This is a genomic window from Proteus sp. G2626, assembly GCF_009915985.1.
Taxonomy (GTDB): Bacteria; Pseudomonadota; Gammaproteobacteria; order Enterobacterales; family Enterobacteriaceae; genus Proteus; species Proteus vulgaris.
On sequence record NZ_JAABNH010000009.1, the window covers coordinates 76,384 to 94,696 of the forward strand.

General features: G+C 41.0%; 14 protein-coding genes and 1 pseudogene. 13 read left to right on the plus strand and 2 right to left on the minus strand.

Annotated features, from left to right (window positions below; genetic code table 11):
* Positions 1 to 119: 119 nt before the first annotated feature.
* The gene (gene hemL, locus GWJ05_RS04815) at positions 120 to 1,406 is read left to right on the plus strand and encodes a glutamate-1-semialdehyde 2,1-aminomutase (protein ID WP_036932747.1); all 1,287 of its coding nucleotides are present in this window, start codon (positions 120 to 122) and stop codon (positions 1,404 to 1,406) included.
* Between the two features lie 92 nt (positions 1,407 to 1,498).
* On the opposite strand, the pseudogene mrcB reads toward hemL, so the two are convergent.
* Positions 1,499 to 3,805 (minus strand): annotated as a pseudogene (mrcB, locus tag GWJ05_RS04820) (bifunctional glycosyl transferase/transpeptidase); the annotation flags it as partial.
* Positions 3,806 to 3,929: 124 nt separating this feature from the next.
* Entirely contained in the window at positions 3,930 to 6,362 is a 2,433-nt protein-coding gene (gene hrpB, locus GWJ05_RS04825; protein ID WP_123821939.1) for an ATP-dependent helicase HrpB, read from the minus strand.
* Positions 6,363 to 6,447: 85 nt separating this feature from the next.
* Here hrpB and sfsA point away from each other — a divergent pair, with 85 nt between their 5' ends.
* From sfsA to GWJ05_RS04885, 12 genes are all read left to right on the plus strand, one after another.
* Entirely contained in the window at positions 6,448 to 7,158 is a 711-nt protein-coding gene (gene sfsA / locus GWJ05_RS04830; RefSeq protein WP_036932754.1) for a DNA/RNA nuclease SfsA, read from the plus strand.
* Positions 7,159 to 7,354: 196 nt separating this feature from the next.
* The gene (gene dksA / locus GWJ05_RS04835) at positions 7,355 to 7,810 is read left to right on the plus strand and encodes an RNA polymerase-binding protein DksA (RefSeq protein WP_023580786.1); all 456 of its coding nucleotides are present in this window, start codon (positions 7,355 to 7,357) and stop codon (positions 7,808 to 7,810) included.
* A gap of 54 nt (positions 7,811 to 7,864) precedes the next feature.
* Positions 7,865 to 8,776, plus strand: a complete 912-nt coding sequence (gluQRS, locus tag GWJ05_RS04840; protein WP_036932756.1) for a tRNA glutamyl-Q(34) synthetase GluQRS — start codon at positions 7,865 to 7,867, stop codon at positions 8,774 to 8,776.
* A 310-nt stretch (positions 8,777 to 9,086) separates the two neighbouring features.
* Positions 9,087 to 10,424, plus strand: a complete 1,338-nt coding sequence (gene pcnB, locus GWJ05_RS04845; RefSeq protein WP_036932758.1) for a polynucleotide adenylyltransferase PcnB — start codon at positions 9,087 to 9,089, stop codon at positions 10,422 to 10,424.
* Positions 10,417 to 10,911 carry a 2-amino-4-hydroxy-6-hydroxymethyldihydropteridine diphosphokinase gene (gene folK, locus GWJ05_RS04850; protein ID WP_036932759.1) on the plus strand — a complete coding sequence of 165 codons (495 nt, stop codon included), beginning with the start codon at positions 10,417 to 10,419 and terminating at the stop codon, positions 10,909 to 10,911. Before pcnB ends, folK begins: the two co-directional genes overlap by 8 nt.
* 363 nt (positions 10,912 to 11,274) lie before the next feature.
* The gene (gene panB, locus GWJ05_RS04855) at positions 11,275 to 12,066 is read left to right on the plus strand and encodes a 3-methyl-2-oxobutanoate hydroxymethyltransferase (protein ID WP_036932761.1); all 792 of its coding nucleotides are present in this window, start codon (positions 11,275 to 11,277) and stop codon (positions 12,064 to 12,066) included.
* A gap of 43 nt (positions 12,067 to 12,109) precedes the next feature.
* A complete protein-coding gene (gene panC, locus GWJ05_RS04860) occupies positions 12,110 to 12,964 on the plus strand; it encodes a pantoate--beta-alanine ligase (protein ID WP_036932762.1) in 855 nt (284 codons plus the stop codon).
* Positions 12,965 to 12,989: 25 nt separating this feature from the next.
* On the plus strand, positions 12,990 to 13,370 hold the full coding sequence (gene panD / locus GWJ05_RS04865; protein WP_036932765.1) for an aspartate 1-decarboxylase: 381 nt from the start codon (positions 12,990 to 12,992) through the stop codon (positions 13,368 to 13,370).
* 229 nt (positions 13,371 to 13,599) lie between these two features.
* Positions 13,600 to 14,232: a response regulator transcription factor gene (locus GWJ05_RS04870; protein WP_036932771.1), complete on the plus strand. Its 633-nt coding sequence runs from the start codon at positions 13,600 to 13,602 to the stop codon at positions 14,230 to 14,232.
* Position 14,233: 1 nt separating this feature from the next.
* Positions 14,234 to 15,790: an MASE1 domain-containing sensor histidine kinase gene (locus tag GWJ05_RS04875; protein WP_036932783.1), complete on the plus strand. Its 1,557-nt coding sequence runs from the start codon at positions 14,234 to 14,236 to the stop codon at positions 15,788 to 15,790.
* A 67-nt stretch (positions 15,791 to 15,857) separates the two neighbouring features.
* Positions 15,858 to 17,210 carry an MFS transporter family glucose-6-phosphate receptor UhpC gene (gene uhpC / locus GWJ05_RS04880; RefSeq protein WP_082239417.1) on the plus strand — a complete coding sequence of 451 codons (1,353 nt, stop codon included), beginning with the start codon at positions 15,858 to 15,860 and terminating at the stop codon, positions 17,208 to 17,210.
* A 2-nt stretch (positions 17,211 to 17,212) separates the two neighbouring features.
* Positions 17,213 to 18,244: an ABC transporter substrate-binding protein gene (locus tag GWJ05_RS04885; RefSeq protein ID WP_036932785.1), complete on the plus strand. Its 1,032-nt coding sequence runs from the start codon at positions 17,213 to 17,215 to the stop codon at positions 18,242 to 18,244.
* Positions 18,245 to 18,313 lie beyond the last annotated feature (69 nt).

The following is an 18,313-nucleotide window of genomic DNA, read 5'->3' on the forward strand; positions in this document are numbered from 1 at the left end:
ACCACGTACCCTCAATAACAGTGATAAATCAAAATGTTGTTGCCGTATATTTGGCTTCATCTGCGTGGTGATTTAGAATACGCCTTAATCTTACGCTCACCCATCATTAGGAGTCTGACATGAGCAAGTCTGAAACGCTTTATAATCTCGCACAACAAGTGATCCCCGGCGGTGTCAACTCACCTGTTAGAGCATTTAACGGTGTAGGTGGAACCCCTCTTTTTATTGAACGTGCTAATGGTGCGTATATTTATGATGTTGATGGACGAGCTTACCTTGACTATGTCGGCTCATGGGGACCAATGGTTTTAGGCCACAACCACCCTTCTATTCGCCATGCTGTTACTGACGCGGTACAAAAAGGCCTAAGCTTTGGTGCACCAACGGCGGCTGAAGTTGAAATGGCAAACCTAGTGACTGAACTTGTACCTTCCATGGATATGGTTCGCATGGTGAACTCAGGTACAGAAGCGACAATGAGCGCTATTCGCCTTGCTCGTGGTTATACAGGTCGTGACAAAATCATTAAATTTGAAGGTTGCTACCACGGTCATGCCGATTGTCTATTAGTAAAAGCAGGCTCTGGCGCATTAACGATGGGACAACCAAATTCACCGGGTGTACCCGCTGATTTTGTAAAACACACCTTAACCTGTACTTACAACGATTTGAATTCTGTACGCCAAGCATTTGAAAATTACCCTGAAGAAGTCGCTTGTATCATTGTTGAGCCTGTTGCGGGCAATATGAACTGCGTACCACCAAAAGCCGACTTCTTACCGGGCTTGCGTGCATTATGTGATGAGTTTGGTGCATTGCTAATTATTGATGAAGTTATGACCGGCTTTCGCGTGGCATTAGGTGGCGCACAAGCTTATTACGATGTTGATCCTGATTTAACATGCTTAGGTAAAATCATTGGTGGCGGTATGCCAGTGGGTGCTTTTGGTGGACATATGGAAGTGATGTCTAAACTCGCACCAATTGGTCCTGTTTATCAAGCAGGTACTTTATCAGGTAACCCAATTGCAATGGCAGCAGGTCTCGCGTGTTTACACGAAGTATCACAACCGGGTGTTCATCAAACATTAAATGAGCTAACAACAATGCTGGCTGATGGTTTGCTTGAAAAAGCACAACAAGCGGGTATTCCAATGGTTATTAACCATGTTGGCGGGATGTTTGGTCTGTTCTTTACCGATGCAAAAGAAGTCACTTGCTATCAAGATGTGATGAACTGCGATGTTGAACGCTTCAAACAGTTCTTCCATTTAATGCTAGAAAAACGCATCTACCTTGCACCTTCTGCATTTGAAGCTGGCTTTATGTCTATTGCTCATACTAAAGAAGATATTCAGCGCACTATTGATGCTGCGGAATATGCTTTTGCTCAGATGAAGAGCTAATATTCGATTCGTTTTTTAATAAAAATAAGATGCGAATAAACAAAAAACGGCACTTATGTGCCGTTTTTATTTTAGCTAATCTATGTGATTACCTACTCAGAAAACAGATTTTGTAACCATTTTGGTGCACCACTTTCATCAGTATCTTGCTGAATAGGTGTGCACAATCCATCTGGATTCGCTGTCCATACAGGTAGTGTACGAACACCACCACCATAACAAGCAAAGTTACCTTGAGCATCCACTGACATTTCAGCAATATCTTCTGGCACAGATGGCGTTAGTTTCAGCGGAGCTTGATTCTCTAAATAATTACGATACAGCAATAATGCCCCTGTTGAACCCGTTAAGTTCGTTGGACCATTATTATCACGCCCCATCCATGCAATGGTGACTTCTTTTCCATCAATTCCCGCAAACCAGCTATCACGCAAATCGTTAGTGGTACCAGTTTTACCTGCAAGGTTGTAATTACCAAATTTTGGTTTTAATACACGCCATGCTGTCCCTGAATTAACCACTTGTTGCATACCAAATAACGTCATATAAGCGGCTTGAGGCGAAACAGTCGTTTCAGCTTGAGGATAACTTTGGTAAAGCACGGTACCATCTTGAGCAATAACAGAGCGCAGTGATGATAATTTTGCTCTGTTCCCTAAACTACCAATCGTTTGGAAGGTTTGAGCCACTTCCATTGGTGTTAAATTTAACGCCCCAAGAAGCATGGCGGGTACTTTTTCTAGATTTTCCGCTGGTGCACCTAAGTTAATCCATGTTTTGATCACTCGGTCTAATCCCACTTCTAACCCGAGGTTTACAGTAGGGATATTACGTGAGGTTGCTAATGCATCTACCAGCATTAACTTACCTTTATAACCACGATCGTAGTTACGGGGTTGCCAAGGTTTTCCCCCAGGAATTGGCACAGAAATAGGTTCATCCGCAAGCCATGTGTTTAAACGAAAACGCTCAGGTTCACTTAATGCTGTTAAGTAGGTCGCCGGTTTTGCCAGAGAGCCAATAGAACGACGAGCTGATAAAGCACGGTTAAAGCCTGCATATTGTGGTTGTGATCCTCCCACTAAGGCCCTCACTTCACCACTTAAGCGATCTACAACAACCATCGCCCCTTCAAGATCGTCAATTTTACGCACTTTTCGTAAATCTGCGACCCCTACTTCAACCGCTTTTTCGGCTGCATCTTGCGAAACAGGATCTAATGTAGTGAAAATTTTCGTCCCTGATAAATCTTTCACTTTATCGCCTAAGGTTGTTTGTAACTCTTGACGAACGAGTTGCATAAATGCGGGTTGAGGGGTTAATGCTTCACTACGAGGCTTCACACCTAAAGGACGCGCACTGAGTACGTTATAAAGTTCTTCATCGATGATCTGTTGTGTTTGCAGTAGCTTTAATACCACATTACGGCGTTCTAACGCTGCTTTAGGATTACGCCATGGATTATAAGCCGATGCACCTTTTACCATACCGACTAAAAGTGCTTGCTGATCAAGGCTTAATTCATCAACGGGACGACCAAAATAGTAAAGGCTAGCTAAAGGGAAGCCTCGAATTTGTTCATCACCACTTTGCCCTAAAAAAACCTCATTTAGATATAATTCTAGAATGCGATCTTTACTATAACTTGCATCCATAATGATCGCCATATAGGCTTCATTAAGCTTTCTTTTTAAGGTTCTTTCGTTAGTGAGAAATAAGTTTTTGACTAATTGTTGCGTTAAGGTACTACCACCTTGAACAGCTCTACCTGCAGTAAAGTTCGCTAATACTGCACGTCCTATAGAATAAAGGCTGATACCGTCATGCTCATAGAAACGGCGATCTTCTGTCGCAATTAATGTATCTACTAATAATTGTGGGAATTTATCTCTTGCCAAGAATAAACGTTGCTCACCATTGGCGGATTGCATCATAGTGATCAATTTAGGATCAAGACGAAAAAAGCCAAATTGGCGCTGATTATCCATGTTAGTAATACTAACGAGTGAGTTCTGCTCAAAGGCTAATTTAGCTAAAATTTGCTCTTCACGACCATCAGGGAAATCGAAAGGTCGGCGCAACATTTCAATTGTATTGCCTCTTACCACAAATTCGCCGGGACGTGTGATTTTGTTGACATTACGGTATTGCATGCCTTCAAGTAAGCTCACCATCTCTTTTTGGCTATAATTCATGCCCGGCTCTAAGTTAACGGTGCGTCCGTAAACTGCGGCAGGTAATTCCCAAACATTGCCATCAAGGCGCTCTTTGATTTGAGAATGTAAATAAACCCCATAAATCCCCATTAAAACCGCAACCACAATGGCGATTTTGACAAATAACCAAAACCAAGAACGACCTCTTTTGGCTTGTTTCACTGGTCTTTTCTTTCTACTCATGAACTGTATCTCTCATTAAAACCCCTTTATCACGGGATAAAGAAGCCTAACATTGTCGCTATTTTTCTGTGTGATCACACAAGAAAGCTCTCAAATACGAATAATATTAGGGTAAAACTTACATTTATTGGCTATATTTTTTTACTCGCCGTGTGGGGGCTGTATCTGCGGGTGAATCAGGCCATAAATGTTTTGGATAACGCCCTTTCATCTCTTTTTGCACCTCTTTATAACTTCCTGCCCAAAACGTTGCTAAATCTTGTGTTTTCTGAATAGGTCGATGAGCAGGTGATAATAATTCCATCACAACGGGTAATTGACCATTCGCTACAATAGGGCTTTGTTTCTCACCATAAACTTCTTGAATGCGGATCGCGATCACCGGTGGTAACTCTAAATCATATTGGATCGCCACTTTTGTACCAGTTGGCGCTAAATAATGCGTTGGAAATAAACTTTGTAGCAACTGATTTTCATGCCACGTTAATTGATTTTTAATCATCATATTAATATCAATTTGTTGTAATGCTTTTAATGTTTGTACATCACCAAGCTCAGGCAATAACCATGTTTCTAAAGTTTCAAGTAACACAGCTTCATCTAAATCAGGTAATAAGGCTTCTGGGCACCATTTTTTCGCTAAAGCAAGGCGAATAAAAAGCTGTTTAGTCTCTTCGCTAAGTGCTAATGCATTTAAACCGTTATCTCTTAACCAGTTCAATAGTGCTTGTTGCATTTGCTGTTTATTGGGTTTGTCTAATTGACGCTGGCTTAAGGTTAGTCGCCCTAATTGACGTTGTTGCCAAGTGATTAACGTACCGCGTTTTTCATCCCATTCAACCGTGGTATTCTCTTCAATAAGTTCAGAAAAGGTCGTTGATATTTCATCAATATCAATAGGTAGCGCTAATAAAATACGCACATCAGCATAATGTGTACTTTGAAGTAACAACGGCGCTAAAATCCAAGGTGCGCCACTTATTGCTTGAGTGTCGTCCATCATTGCACCCTGCCCATTCGCTAAACGAAAACGCCCTTGGTTATCCCGATTTTTAGCAATTCTATCCGGAAATCCGACAGCTAATAATAAACCTAACAATTCAGGGCAAAACATCCCTTTCCGATGTTGAGAAAGCTGTTTTTCACGTCGTGTCCAGAAAGTGTTTTTTTGTTGAGCAATCCACTCCAGATTAATTTCTTGTCCTCGGGGTGGCTCTTCTAAGATTGCACATAGGCGTGCTGCCGTTGCAAGATGATTGTCACTTTGCTCACTCGCATAATCCAAGATTGCAGCTAATCGAGGCTCTATGCCCCATTGCGCCATGCGCAAGCCTCGAGGTGTTAATCCACATTGTTTATCAACAGCGCCTAAGCGATACAATAAATCTTTAGCTACATTTAATGCTTGTGTTGTTGGTGTATCTAACCAACTTAGTTGATTAATGTCGCGACATCCCCATTGCAAAACAGAAAGCCATAATGAGGATAAATCGCTACTTAAAATTTCTGGTACTTGATGAGAGGCAACTCGTTCAGCCTGCTCTTGACTCATTAAATGCCAGCAAATTCCAGCTTCAAGGCGACCCGCACGCCCTGCTCTTTGTGTTTGTGATGATTGACTAATTCGCTGGCGTAGCAAGCTGGTGACACCACTTTTTAAATCAAACTGAGCGCGTTTCTCAATCGTACTATCCAATACAAGGCGGATACCTTCAATTGTTAAGCTGGTTTCTGCGATATTGGTCGCAAGTACCACTTTTCGATAACCTCTTTCTGTAGGTTCAATCGCTTTTTGTTGCTCTGCTAATGACAACGCCCCATAAAGTGGGAATAACAAAACATGTTTATCCACTTTATCTTTTAGTATTTCAGTCACGCGCATAATCTCTGCGCTACCCGGCAAAAATATCAACATGGAACCAGTTTCTTGCGCCAGTAATCGCAAAGCCATGTTAGCAATTTCTTGCTCAAAAGGTTGATGCGTATTGATTGGAAAATAAACTCTTTCGACAGGGTAACTGCGTCCTTGTGCGCTAATAATGGGAGCATCGGGTAATAAGGAGGTAAGTTTTTGATTGTCTAAAGTTGCGGACATAATCAAAACACGCAAATCATCGCGTAATCCCATTTGAACATCGAGTAATAGCGCCAGCGCTAAATCAGCCTGTAAACTGCGTTCATGAAATTCATCTAACATCACAAGACTTACGCCAGTCAATTCCGGATCTTGTTGTAACATGCGGTTTAATACCCCCTCTGTTACCACTTCCAGTCGAGTGTATTGACTCACTTTGCTTTCCGCTTTCATACGATAACCTACCGTATGACCCACCGCTTCATTAAGCTGACTTGCTAAACGATAAGCGATACTTTTAGCGGCTATTCGTCTTGGTTCTAATAAAATGATTTTGCCATCAAAGTGGTTTTGCTGAAGTAAATAGAGGGGAAGTGCTGTTGATTTACCTGCACCTGTTGGTGCATGAAGTAAGACTTGTGGGAATTGTTTTAACGCAGTAAGGATATTCTCCGTTACTTCAAAGATTGGCAATAAATGCACACAGACTCCATGACTCATTAACTTTCTCGGCTTGGCATTGTAGCATTAGCGCTTTACTAAAGATCGTATTTTCATCGGAGTTGTCATGAAATTTGAGCAACCTCTACAATCTGCTACTTTACTAAAACGATATAAGCGTTTTTTAGCAGACGTTGTTACCCCAAATGGGGAAGAATTCACGCTCCATTGCGCCAACACAGGTGCAATGACAGGATGTGCGACGCCCGGTGATACCGTGTGGTATTCCACCTCTTCAAATGCAAAAAGAAAATACCCGCACAGTTGGGAACTTACACAAACTCAAACCAACGATTGGATTTGTGTAAATACTTTAAGAGCGAATGGGATTATTGCTGATGCTATTGAGGCGGGTGACATTCCAGAATTATCTGAATATGAAGAGATAAAACGAGAAGTGAAATACGGGAATGAGAATAGCCGTATTGACATTTTACTTAAATCAAATCATAAAGTTGACTGTTATATTGAAGTGAAATCAGTCACATTGTTAGACAATGGAATAGGTTATTTCCCTGATGCCAAAACACAACGTGGACAGAAACATCTTCGAGAGTTGACCGCTATCGCAAAATTGGGTTTAAGGGCTGTCTTATTCTACGCAGTTCCCCATACTGGCATTACGGAAGTGACTGTTGCTAAAGAGATTGACCCTGACTATGCTTCATTACTAAAAGAAGCACATGACGCAGGGGTTGAAATCTTGTGTTATCGCATCAATATTAGTGAATACAATTTAACAATTGGACAGCAATTACCTTTTATTTCAAATGGTTAATTGATTCTCATCGTTTTAGTTAAATATTTTTCAACTAAAAAGGGACATTTACTTGCGTGTCTTCACACCATGAGAAAACTTATTCAAGGAATAATTGCTATCCTCGCGGGCATCTGCTATTTATAGCGCCCTATTTTTTCCCCTTCCTGTTTTGAAGGTGGGGATTATTCAGAAATGCGTATGTAGGAGAAGCATTATGCAAGAAGGGCAAAAGCGTAAAACATCGTCCATGAGCATTCTCGCTATTGCTGGCGTTGAGCCATATCAAGAAAAAGCGGGCGAAGAGTACATGAACGAAGCCCAATTAGCGCATTTTAAGCTAATACTTGAATCTTGGCGCAATCAGCTCAGGGATGAAGTCAACCGCACCGTTACTCATATGCAAGATGAGGCGGCGAACTTCCCCGATCCCGTTGACCGTGCTGCACAAGAAGAAGAATTCAGTCTTGAGCTGCGTAACCGTGATCGTGAACGTAAACTCATTAAGAAAATCGAGAAGACACTGAAAAAAGTCGAAGACGATGACTTCGGCTTCTGTGAATCTTGTGGCGTAGAAATCGGCATCCGCCGTTTAGAAGCTCGCCCTACAGCCGATTTATGTATCGATTGTAAAACGCTAGCTGAAATCCGTGAAAAGCAGATGGCTGGCTAATTAATGAGCCAACGCCTCAACCTAATACGTTGAGGCGTTTATCTGAATCTTTCGATGCACGAGATTACAGACTATATTGGGCGCTTTGCGCCATCGCCAACGGGTCAACTTCATTTTGGCTCATTGGTTACCGCACTTGGCAGTTTTCTTCAAGCTCGCGCACACCACGGGCGTTGGCTTCTACGCATTGATGATATCGATCCTCTTAGAGAACCTCCCAACATCGTCCCCCAAATTATTCACACATTAGAACATTATGGTTTGTTCTGGGATGGCGAAATCCTTTACCAATCTCAACGCCATGATGTTTATCGTGAAATATTACTCACTCTTTGGGAAGAAGGTGTTTGCTACCACTGCCATTGTAGTCGTCATCGTTTACATGACTTAGGGGGCGTATATGATAACCAATGTCGTCACCACACCCCATTAACGAATCGTGATACACCTTTTGATAAAAACAGTGCATGGAGGCTGATCCAACAGCATCCTATTTATCATTTTGAAGACCTTATTCAAGGTACGTATTATTCTAAAAGTACATCTATCGTACTCGAAGATATGATAATTCACAGAAAAAATAACTTATTTGCGTATAATCTAGTGACGGTAATTGATGATTATTATCAAGGAGTGACCGAAGTGGTGAGAGGCGCTGATCTGCTCGCTCCTACATTGCGACAAATCAGTTTACATAAACAACTGAAGTTACCTATTCCGCGTTATGCACATTTGCCTTTAGCAATAAATCATGACGGTAATAAATTATCGAAGCAAAATCACGCACATGCATTGCCGGATTCTGATCCAAGACCCGTCATTATTGATGCTTTACAGTTTCTTAATCAACCTATTATCGCTGGCTGGCAAGATTATTCGTTAGCATCATTATTAGAGATTGCGATTGCACAATGGTCACCTTCTGTGATTTTAAAACACAATCATCAACAACAAGGGTACGAATAAACGACACAAAGCATTCTCAAAAAATGTTCAGTAGGCTATGATTAGCCGCTTAATTTTTTTAATTATTAGAATTTATTATTCGAGGTGTCATATTTTTAATCGAGTAGCACATTTCTGCCGTAATCTGCTAGGGCGACAAACAACGTCATCAGACACACCATCGGTAGCAAGTGAAAGGCCAGTCACAACTGCACCTGACCGACCAATTCAAGAAACACAGAAACCTGTGCGTCGGCGTCCTGCTATATCTGCAGACCGTCCCCGTAAGAAAAAGAGTAATAAAGAAAAGGCGAACGGGAGTGATTTGCCAATGACCGTGATCCCAAGAGATCAACACCCAATTTCACGTAAAGACATCAGTGACAATGCATTAAAAGTACTTTATCGCCTAAATAACTCTGGCTTTCAGGCTTATTTAGTCGGTGGTGGTGTCCGTGACTTATTACTGGGAAAAAAACCAAAAGATTTTGATATTGCCACAAATGCAACCCCTGAAGATGTACGTCGATTATTCCGCAACAGTCGTTTAGTCGGTCGTCGTTTCCGTCTTGCACATATCATGTTTGGCCCTGAAGTGATTGAAGTGGCTACTTTCCGTGGCTCTCATGAAGATCATGAAATTTCAGATAACAATCAATCACAACAAGCACAAAGCGGTATGTTACTGCGTGACAATATTTTTGGCTCCATCGAAGAAGATGCTATTCGTCGTGACTTTACATTGAACAGCCTCTATTACGGTGTTGATGACTTTGCTGTGCGTGATTACGTTGGTGGTTTAGCGGATCTTAAAGCGGGTATTATTCGTTTGATTGGCGATCCGGAAACGCGTTATCGCGAAGATCCTGTTAGGATGTTAAGAGCCATTCGCTTTGCCAGTAAGCTTGATATGCAAATTGCCCCTGAAACCGCAGAGCCAATTAGCAGGCTTGCACCATTATTACGTAATATTCCATCCGCTCGCCTCTTTGAAGAGTCGCTGAAATTATTGCAAACAGGGCAAGGCTATAAAACTTACAAGCTCATGTGTCGTCACCAACTGCTTGAGCCACTATTCCCTCTGGTAGCATCTAGAATGACAGAGCAACATGATACGCCGATGGAGAGAATGCTGGATCAAGTTCTCAAAAACACAGACTATCGCATCAATAAAAATATGCGTGTCAATCCAGCATTCTTATTTGCGGCCATGCTGTGGTATCCATTAATCGAGCATGCTGAGAAATTAGTCCAAGAAAGTGGTCTTTCCTACTATGATTCTTTCGCCATGGCGATGAATGATATTTTAGATGAACAATGCCGTACGATTGCAATTCCAAAGCGCATTACAACCATGATGCGTGATATTTGGCAATTACAACAACGTCTACCTAAACGCCAAGGTCGCCGTGCAAATAAATTGCTTGAGCACCCTAAATTCCGTGCAGCATTTGATTTGCTAGAATTACGCGCCAATGTACAACGTAATCCAGAACTTGAAGCGTTAGCCAGCTGGTGGGCTGATTTCCAAGTCTCTAACAATACGCAACAGCGATCAATGGTCTCAGAATTAGGTCAAGCGCCCGTTCGTAAACGCCCTCGCCCACGCAAGCGTCCTCGTCATCCAAGTGCAAAACCGGCATCAAGACAAGAGAACAACAATGAGTAAACAGACAAAACGTGTTTATATCATTTTAGGGAGCAATTTGAATTCACCCGAAAATCAGGTGAATTCAGCAATTAAAGCAATCAGTGAAATCCCACAAACTACACTGATTGCTCAATCTTCCTGGTATCGTACTCGCCCAATGGGACCACAAGACCAGCCAGATTTTCTTAATGTTGCTGTTGCCGTTGATACGACATTAACACCGGAAGCCTTACTTGATAACACCCAAGCGATTGAATTAGCACAAGGTCGTGTCAGAAAAAAAGGCAACCGCTGGGGTCCGAGAACACTCGATCTCGATATCATGTTATTTGGTGATGAGATTATTCAAACAGAGCGTTTAACGGTGCCTCATTACGGATTAAAAGTCCGTGAATTTATGCTCTATCCATTAGCCGAATTAGCACCTGATCTTCGCTTTCCTGATGGTGAATTATTAGCAGATAGATTAGCGTTAGTGCCTGAAAACGGCATGGAAAAGTGGTGAATCAAAACAAATACATCACTAAAGCTAAAAGGTTGATACTGTCAAAAATAAGCACAGTATCAGCCTCTGCCTTATAGTCCATGCATTCACAGCAAGTCATCCCCGCTTTTATATTTCCTCAATTTTTGAGTAGTTCTATCTTTATTTCCATCGCTAACTTATTGATATACATAAACAACACTTATTAATTACTCTTTTTTATTACTCATTTAATTACTTTTTCTTCGTTTTTAGCCCTTAAGTGCTACAATCGAAAGCGGCTTTATATTGATGATTTAATAATTCCCTTAATAAACAAATGATTATGTAAAGCAATTTATTTTCTCTGCACACAAAAAACCAACAATGATGGAGTTTGTTATAATGAAACCCACAACGCTTTCAACGCTAAATCGCTATAAGCAAGAAAAGAAAAAATTCGCTACGATCACCGCTTATGATGCAAGCTTTGCTCGCCTTTTTGCACAAGAAGGTATTCAAGCCATGCTAATTGGTGATTCGTTGGGAATGACGTTACAAGGCCATAGCAGTACATTACCGGTTACAGTTGAACAAATCGCCTACCACACCCGTTGTGTTAGAGCTGGAGCGCCGAACGCTTTTTTAATTGCTGATATGCCATTTATGTCCTATTCAACCCCAGAACACGCTTGTCTTAATGCCGGTATTTTGATGCAAGCAGGGGCAAATATGGTGAAAATTGAAGGGGGAAATTGGTTAATTCCTACTGTCAAAATGCTGGCAGAACGTGCAGTTCCTGTGTGTATTCATTTAGGTCTAACACCTCAATCTGTTAACGTATTTGGTGGCTATAAGGTTCAGGGAAGAGAGAGCAATGAAGCAGAACAATTGAAGCAAGATGCTATCGCCCTTGAAAAAGCAGGCGCACAACTAGCCGTATTAGAATGTGTTCCCGTGACTCTGGCAAAAATGATCACAGACGCACTGACGATGCCAGTTATTGGCATTGGTGCAGGAAATGTCACTGATGGACAAATTCTTGTTATGCATGATTTATTAGGTTTAACACCTCAAGCACCTAAATTCTCAAAAGATTTTTTACAAGAAGCGGGCTCATTAAAAGGTGCTGTCAGCCTTTATGTTCAGCAAGTAGAGCAAGGCCTGTTTCCCCAAGAACAACATTCGTTTAACTGATTTATCATCTCAATTTATAAACATCATTTAAAGGAGTCACGCCGTGCTAATTATTGAAACCACGCTTATCTTACGCAGAGAAATCAAGCGATTAAAGCAAGAAGGTAAACGCATTGCATTGGTTCCAACAATGGGTAATCTTCATGAAGGTCACTTAAAATTAATAGAAGAAGCACGTATTCACGCAGATGTAGTGATCACGTCTATTTTTGTTAACCCACTTCAATTTGATAGAGAAGCGGATTTAGCCAATTATCCCCGCACTTTACAAGAAGATTGCGAATTACTCCGTGATAAAAATGTCGATATTATCTTCGCTCCTTCAGCAAAAGAGATGTATCCACATGGCATGGAAAACCAAACAACCGTTGATGTACCAGTACTTTCTACTGTTCTGGAAGGTGCAAGCCGTCCAGGGCATTTTCGTGGAGTAACAACGGTTGTTAGTAAGCTCTTTCATCTTGTACAACCCGATGTGGCGATATTTGGTGAAAAAGATTTCCAACAACTACAAATTATCAAGAAGATGGTCAGTGATTTATGTATGGATATCAGCATCGTTCCTGTTGCTATCGTCCGTGACAAAAAGGGTTTAGCATTAAGTTCACGTAATCGCCTATTATCTGATAGTGAAAAACAGCAAGCCCCTGCACTTTATCAAGCAATGCAAGAAATCGCTGAACAATTAAAGTCTGGCAATCATGATGTTAATCAGCTACTTCAAAATGCCAAAAGCACCTTAGAACAACAAGGTTTCCGTGCAGATGAGTGTTTTATTTGCGATGCAGATACACTCACACCATTAACAGAAGAAAGTCGCCACGCGGTTATTTTAATGGCTGTATGGCTGGGTAATACTCGCCTTATTGATAACCAGCAGGTTAATCTGGTGTATTAATTATTAGAATATAGGAAACACAACAATGCTACGCACTATGTTACAAGGTAAACTTCATCGCGTAAAAGTGACACAAGCCGATCTTCATTATGAAGGCTCTTGCGCGATTGATCAGGATTTTATGGATGCCGCGGGTATTCTTGAAAATGAAGCGATTGATATTTATAACGTAGATAATGGTGAACGTTTTTCAACTTACGCCATTTGCGCGGAAAGAGGCTCACGAATTATTTCAGTTAATGGCGCAGCTGCGCGTAAAGCCGCCGTTGGCGATCGCTTAATTATTTGCTCTTATGTGCAAATACCTGATAGTGATGCGCGTAGCCATAAACCCAATATTGCTTATTTTGAAGACAATAATGAAATGAAACGTATTGCAAAAGCCGTGCCTGTTCAAGTTGCTTAATCAATAAAGTATTACTCACATCCCATAAGCAGAGGTTCCCTGCTTATGGGAGATCATAACAAGAATAATAAATAATCTATTATTATTTGCTTGTCACGATTCACCTCGATAAAAACGAGACATAAGATTCAAAACCGAGTTTCTTCTCCCTTTTTCCTCGCTTATCTTTCTGTAGCTTGTTATAAATCAGATAAGTATTGTCTGACTACTCTCTGACTAATAAAAAATTATGATAAAAGTTGCTTTAGTAGATGATCACATTGTTGTGCGCTCTGGATTTGCACAATTGCTAATGCTGGAACCTGATATTCATATAGTCGGTGAATATTCTAATGGGCAAGAAGCTTGGCCTTATTTAGCCCATGATGATATTGATGTTGCCGTCATGGATCTCTCAATGCCAGGTGAAAGTGGTTTGCAACTGCAAAGCCGTTTAAAACAAAAACGCCCTGACTTTCGTACAATTATTTTAAGTATTTACGATACCCCAGCCTTCGTTCAAAGTGCGCTAGACTCAGGTGCTCATGGATATTTAACAAAACGTTGTGGCCCCGAAGAGTTAGTTCAAGCTGTACGAGCTGTACATCAAGGTGGTTGTTATCTCTGCGCTGACGCCATGAAAGCATTACGGCATACTCCTGAAAAAGAAGATGCATTACACACATTAACCCCCCGTGAAAAAGAAATTTTTAATCTTTTAGTGCAAGGCGTTAATGTCAAAACAATTGCAATACAACTTAACCTTAGCCATAAAACGGTGCACGTTCATCGTGCCAATGTCCTTGGCAAATTAAGTTGTGAGACAACCATCGATTTAGTCCATTTCGCCTTAAAAAATCAGTTGATCACAGGATCGCTGTAACATGAAAAGAGGACTGCGTTTTCTTCTTCAATCCCTCTTTTTATTACTTACCTACTCTTTACTTTGGCTATCACTTTGGGTAATTGGTTTCTATTTAAGTAAGAATGGGCAACAAGCCGCCCTTTTCTTACCTCAAGGCTTGCGATTAGCTTTAATTATTTTGCTTTGGCGACGCTTTTGGCTCCCGATGTTGTTTGCTGAATGGGGGCTTTATTACTGGCTAACACAAGAGCAGTTAATTACACATGCTATTATTTATCTTTCCCCATTATTGAGCCTAATTATCGCCTTAGAAGTTCAACGCATTTGGTGGCGGTATCCGCTTTATTGGCAACGCTTAACCCTACTAATTGGTGCTGTGGGCTTTAATAGCCTATTACAAGCCTTTATGCTTGGCTTTTTTATTAATACCACCAGCGGAATTTTTCTAACCTCCGTCACCGGAGGGATCTTGCTCGCGCCCTTTGTTTTTTTACTTTATGAGTATCTTCGTGAATTACAAAGTCGAACGTTAATTGCTGATGGCACCCCAGATCCACCACTAAGAACCTCCTTACTGATGTGGGGATTTCTATTTTGCCTTATCGGATTAAGCGCTCAGTTTTTTTTAACACCTGAAATAGAGCGCTTATTAGTTATTCTCGTTTTTATTCCTAACGTCTTTATGGCCTACCGTTATGGCTGGCAAGGTGGCGTATTATCGGCATTACTCGGAAGCTTAATGATTACCTTTGCTCGACAAGTAAACGGTGCATTTAATGACTTACGTGAATTAGAAATGTTCTTAACTACACAAGCCATTATTGGCATTGGTTTAGGGATAGCAATCAGCCGCCAACAGCAATTAGCCCATAATTTACGCCATTATCGATTACGTTTAGAGCAAGAACTTCAAGCCAGACGTGAATTAATGGAGCAACTGGTTCATACAGAAGAAGATGTGAAAAAAGCGATTGCCCGTGAATTACATGATGAGATTGGACAAAATATCACCGCAATCCAAATTCAATCAATGCTAATGAAGAAAACAGCCAATAACGATAAAACGCGACAAACTGGTGAACAAATAGAACGTCTAGCATTACAAATTCATCAATCTACACGTCAACTACTCCGACAATTGCGCCCACCTGTTTTAGAAGAAATGTCTCTTGAAAAAGCCCTTCACCATTTAATCAATGAATTTGCCTTCAATGATAATGGCATCACCTGTAATTTTAATTATTCATTAGATAAAGAGCCTGAAAACGAAACCATAATTTTTACCCTCTACCGTTTAGTACAAGAGTTATTAAATAATATTAGTAAACATGCCAACGCAACCTATATTGAAGTTTCGTTAACCCAAAACAAAAACCGCCTAAGACTGATCATTAGTGATAATGGTATTGGTATGCTCCCCACATCATTATCAACACAACAAAGTAGCGGTTTTGGATTGCGTGGCATTGAAGAGCGCATTCGCGCTTTAGGCGGAGAATGGGAAGTGATCAATCATCACGGCACGAAAATAATTGTTAACTTACCCACAAATTCAAAAGAAAACAGTGAAAACTAAGAATAAGTCTTAGTCATCTACAACCTTATCTCATTCTTTTTCGCGACATTTTTTTTACATTTGCAACATCAAAGAGGATGTTATGTCAGGTAAAAATTCGGCATCAATAAATAAGACCTATAACTTTTGGCGCAGAAACTTAATGCTGTCGATGATTATTGGTTATGCCACTTTCTACCTCACACGTAAAAGCGTCAACTTTGTTATGCCTGTTATGCAAATTGAATTGAATTTAGATAAAGGGGATATCGGTTGGCTCGCCAGCTTGTTTTATCTGACTTACGGTTTATCTAAATTTGTTTCTGGTGTTTTCCATGACAAATGGGGATACCGCTGGTTTATGGGTGTGGGTTTAGTGATGACAGGCATTATGAATATTATTTTTGCCTATTGTCTTTCGTTTCCTGCACTACTTTTGGTCTGGGCATTAAATGGTTTCTTTCAAGGTTTTGGTTGGCCCCCTTGTGCAAGGTTGTTAACACACTGGTATTCTCGCAATGAACGCGGTTTCTGGTGGGGATTATGGAATATCTCAATCAACCTTGGCGGGATGAGTCTTCCCATTTTAACAGCGTGGTTAGCGACGCATTATAGTTGGCAAGTGGCACTGCTTGTACCTGGTATTATCGGCATTATTATTGGGTTATGGCTCTGTGTTCAGTTAAAAGGTACACCAGTAGAAGAAGGATTGCCTACTGTCGGTGTGTGGCGACGCGATGTTTTTGAATTACGTCAAGAGCAAGCCTCTCCCCCCAAACCGATGCTGACTATTTTGAAAGAGAGCATTTTATTTAACCGAATGATTTGGTTGCTAGGATTTTCTTATATTTTGGTTTATCTCATACGTATGGCGATAAACGATTGGGGAAATATCTGGTTATCAGAAACACATGGCGCCAACTTATTGAGTGCTAATGCCATTCTCTCGTTATTTGAAGTGGGTGGTTTATTAGGGGCGTTATGTTCAGGTTGGGGCTCGGATTTATTATTCCGAGGCCAACGAGCACCCATGATATTGCTGTTTTCACTCGGACTCTTTACCGCAGTAGCAGCACTTTGGTTAATTCCAATTCATCATTATGCTCTGCTCGCAGCCTGCTTTTTTAGTATCGGTTTTTTCGTGTTCGGACCACAGATGTTAATCGGGCTTGCTGCAACAGAATATTGCCATAAAAACGCAGCAGGCACGGTAACTGGCTACTTGGGATTGTATGCCTACTTAGGGGCAGCAATGGCAGGTTGGCCATTAAGTCAGGTCATGGCGCATTATGGTTGGACTGGGATGTTCGCATTATTAACCAGTGCTGCGGCCTTAATGGGACTTCTGCTAATGCCGTTATTGATTGCTGATGTCAGCAAACAAGAGCATTTAGTAGGCCCTCTTTCATTTTCCGATGACGACACATTTAAAAGGTTCTGAACATGAAATTGAAAACCCTCTCTACACTCGTTGCTACTGGTCTGGCACTTTCTGCTGTTAGCTTATCTACAAATGCTGCAGGTCGCTTAGTGGTTTACTGTAGTGCGACAAATGCGATGTGTGAAGCCGAAACAAAAGCCTTTGCCGAAAAATATGATGTTAAAACGACCTTTGTTCGTAATGGTTCAGGGAGTACTTTAGCTAAAATTGAAGCTGAAAAACGTAACCCACAAGCTGATGTTTGGTATGGCGGAACGATGGATCCTCATTCACAAGCGGGTGAAATGGATCTGTTAGAGCCTTATGTCTCTCCTAACCTTGATCAAATCATGCCACAGTTTCGTGATCCCGCGAAACGTAAAGGTAACTACTCTTCTGCGGTTTATGTCGGCATCTTAGGTTTTGGTGTCAATAAAGATCGCTTAAAAGAAAAAGGCATCGCTATTCCAACTTGTTGGAAAGATTTAATTAAACCTGAATATAAAGGTGAAATTCAAATTGCCGATCCTCAAAGCTCAGGAACCGCTTACACCGCATTGGCAACCTTTGACCAGTTATGGGGTACTGAGCAAGCCTTTGATTATCTGAAAAAAATTAATACGAATATTTCACAATACACCAAGTCAGGGATTGCCCCAGCACGAAATGCCGCCCGTGGTGAAGCCGCCATTGGTATTGGGTTCTTACATGACTACTCATTAGAAGTTGAAAATGGCGCCCCACTTGAATTAATTTCACCTTGTGAAGGTACTGGTTATGAAATCGGGGGAGTCAGTATCATTAAAAATGCCCGTAATATGGATAATGCAAAATTATTCGTAGACTGGACACTCTCAAAAGAAGCACAAGAAATTAGCTGGAAAGAAGGTAAATCTTACCAAATTCTCACCAATACCACGGCCGAATCTTCACCAATGGCACTAAAATTATCAGACTTAAAACTCATTAACTACGACATGGATAAATATGGCGATAGTGATGTGCGTAAAGAGTTGATTAATAAATGGGTAACCGAAGTAAAAATGGGTAAATAGCTCATTAACAGAGCGAGATAACCTCTCGCTCTCTTTTTCTCATAATAATAAATACATTTACTCTCGGGG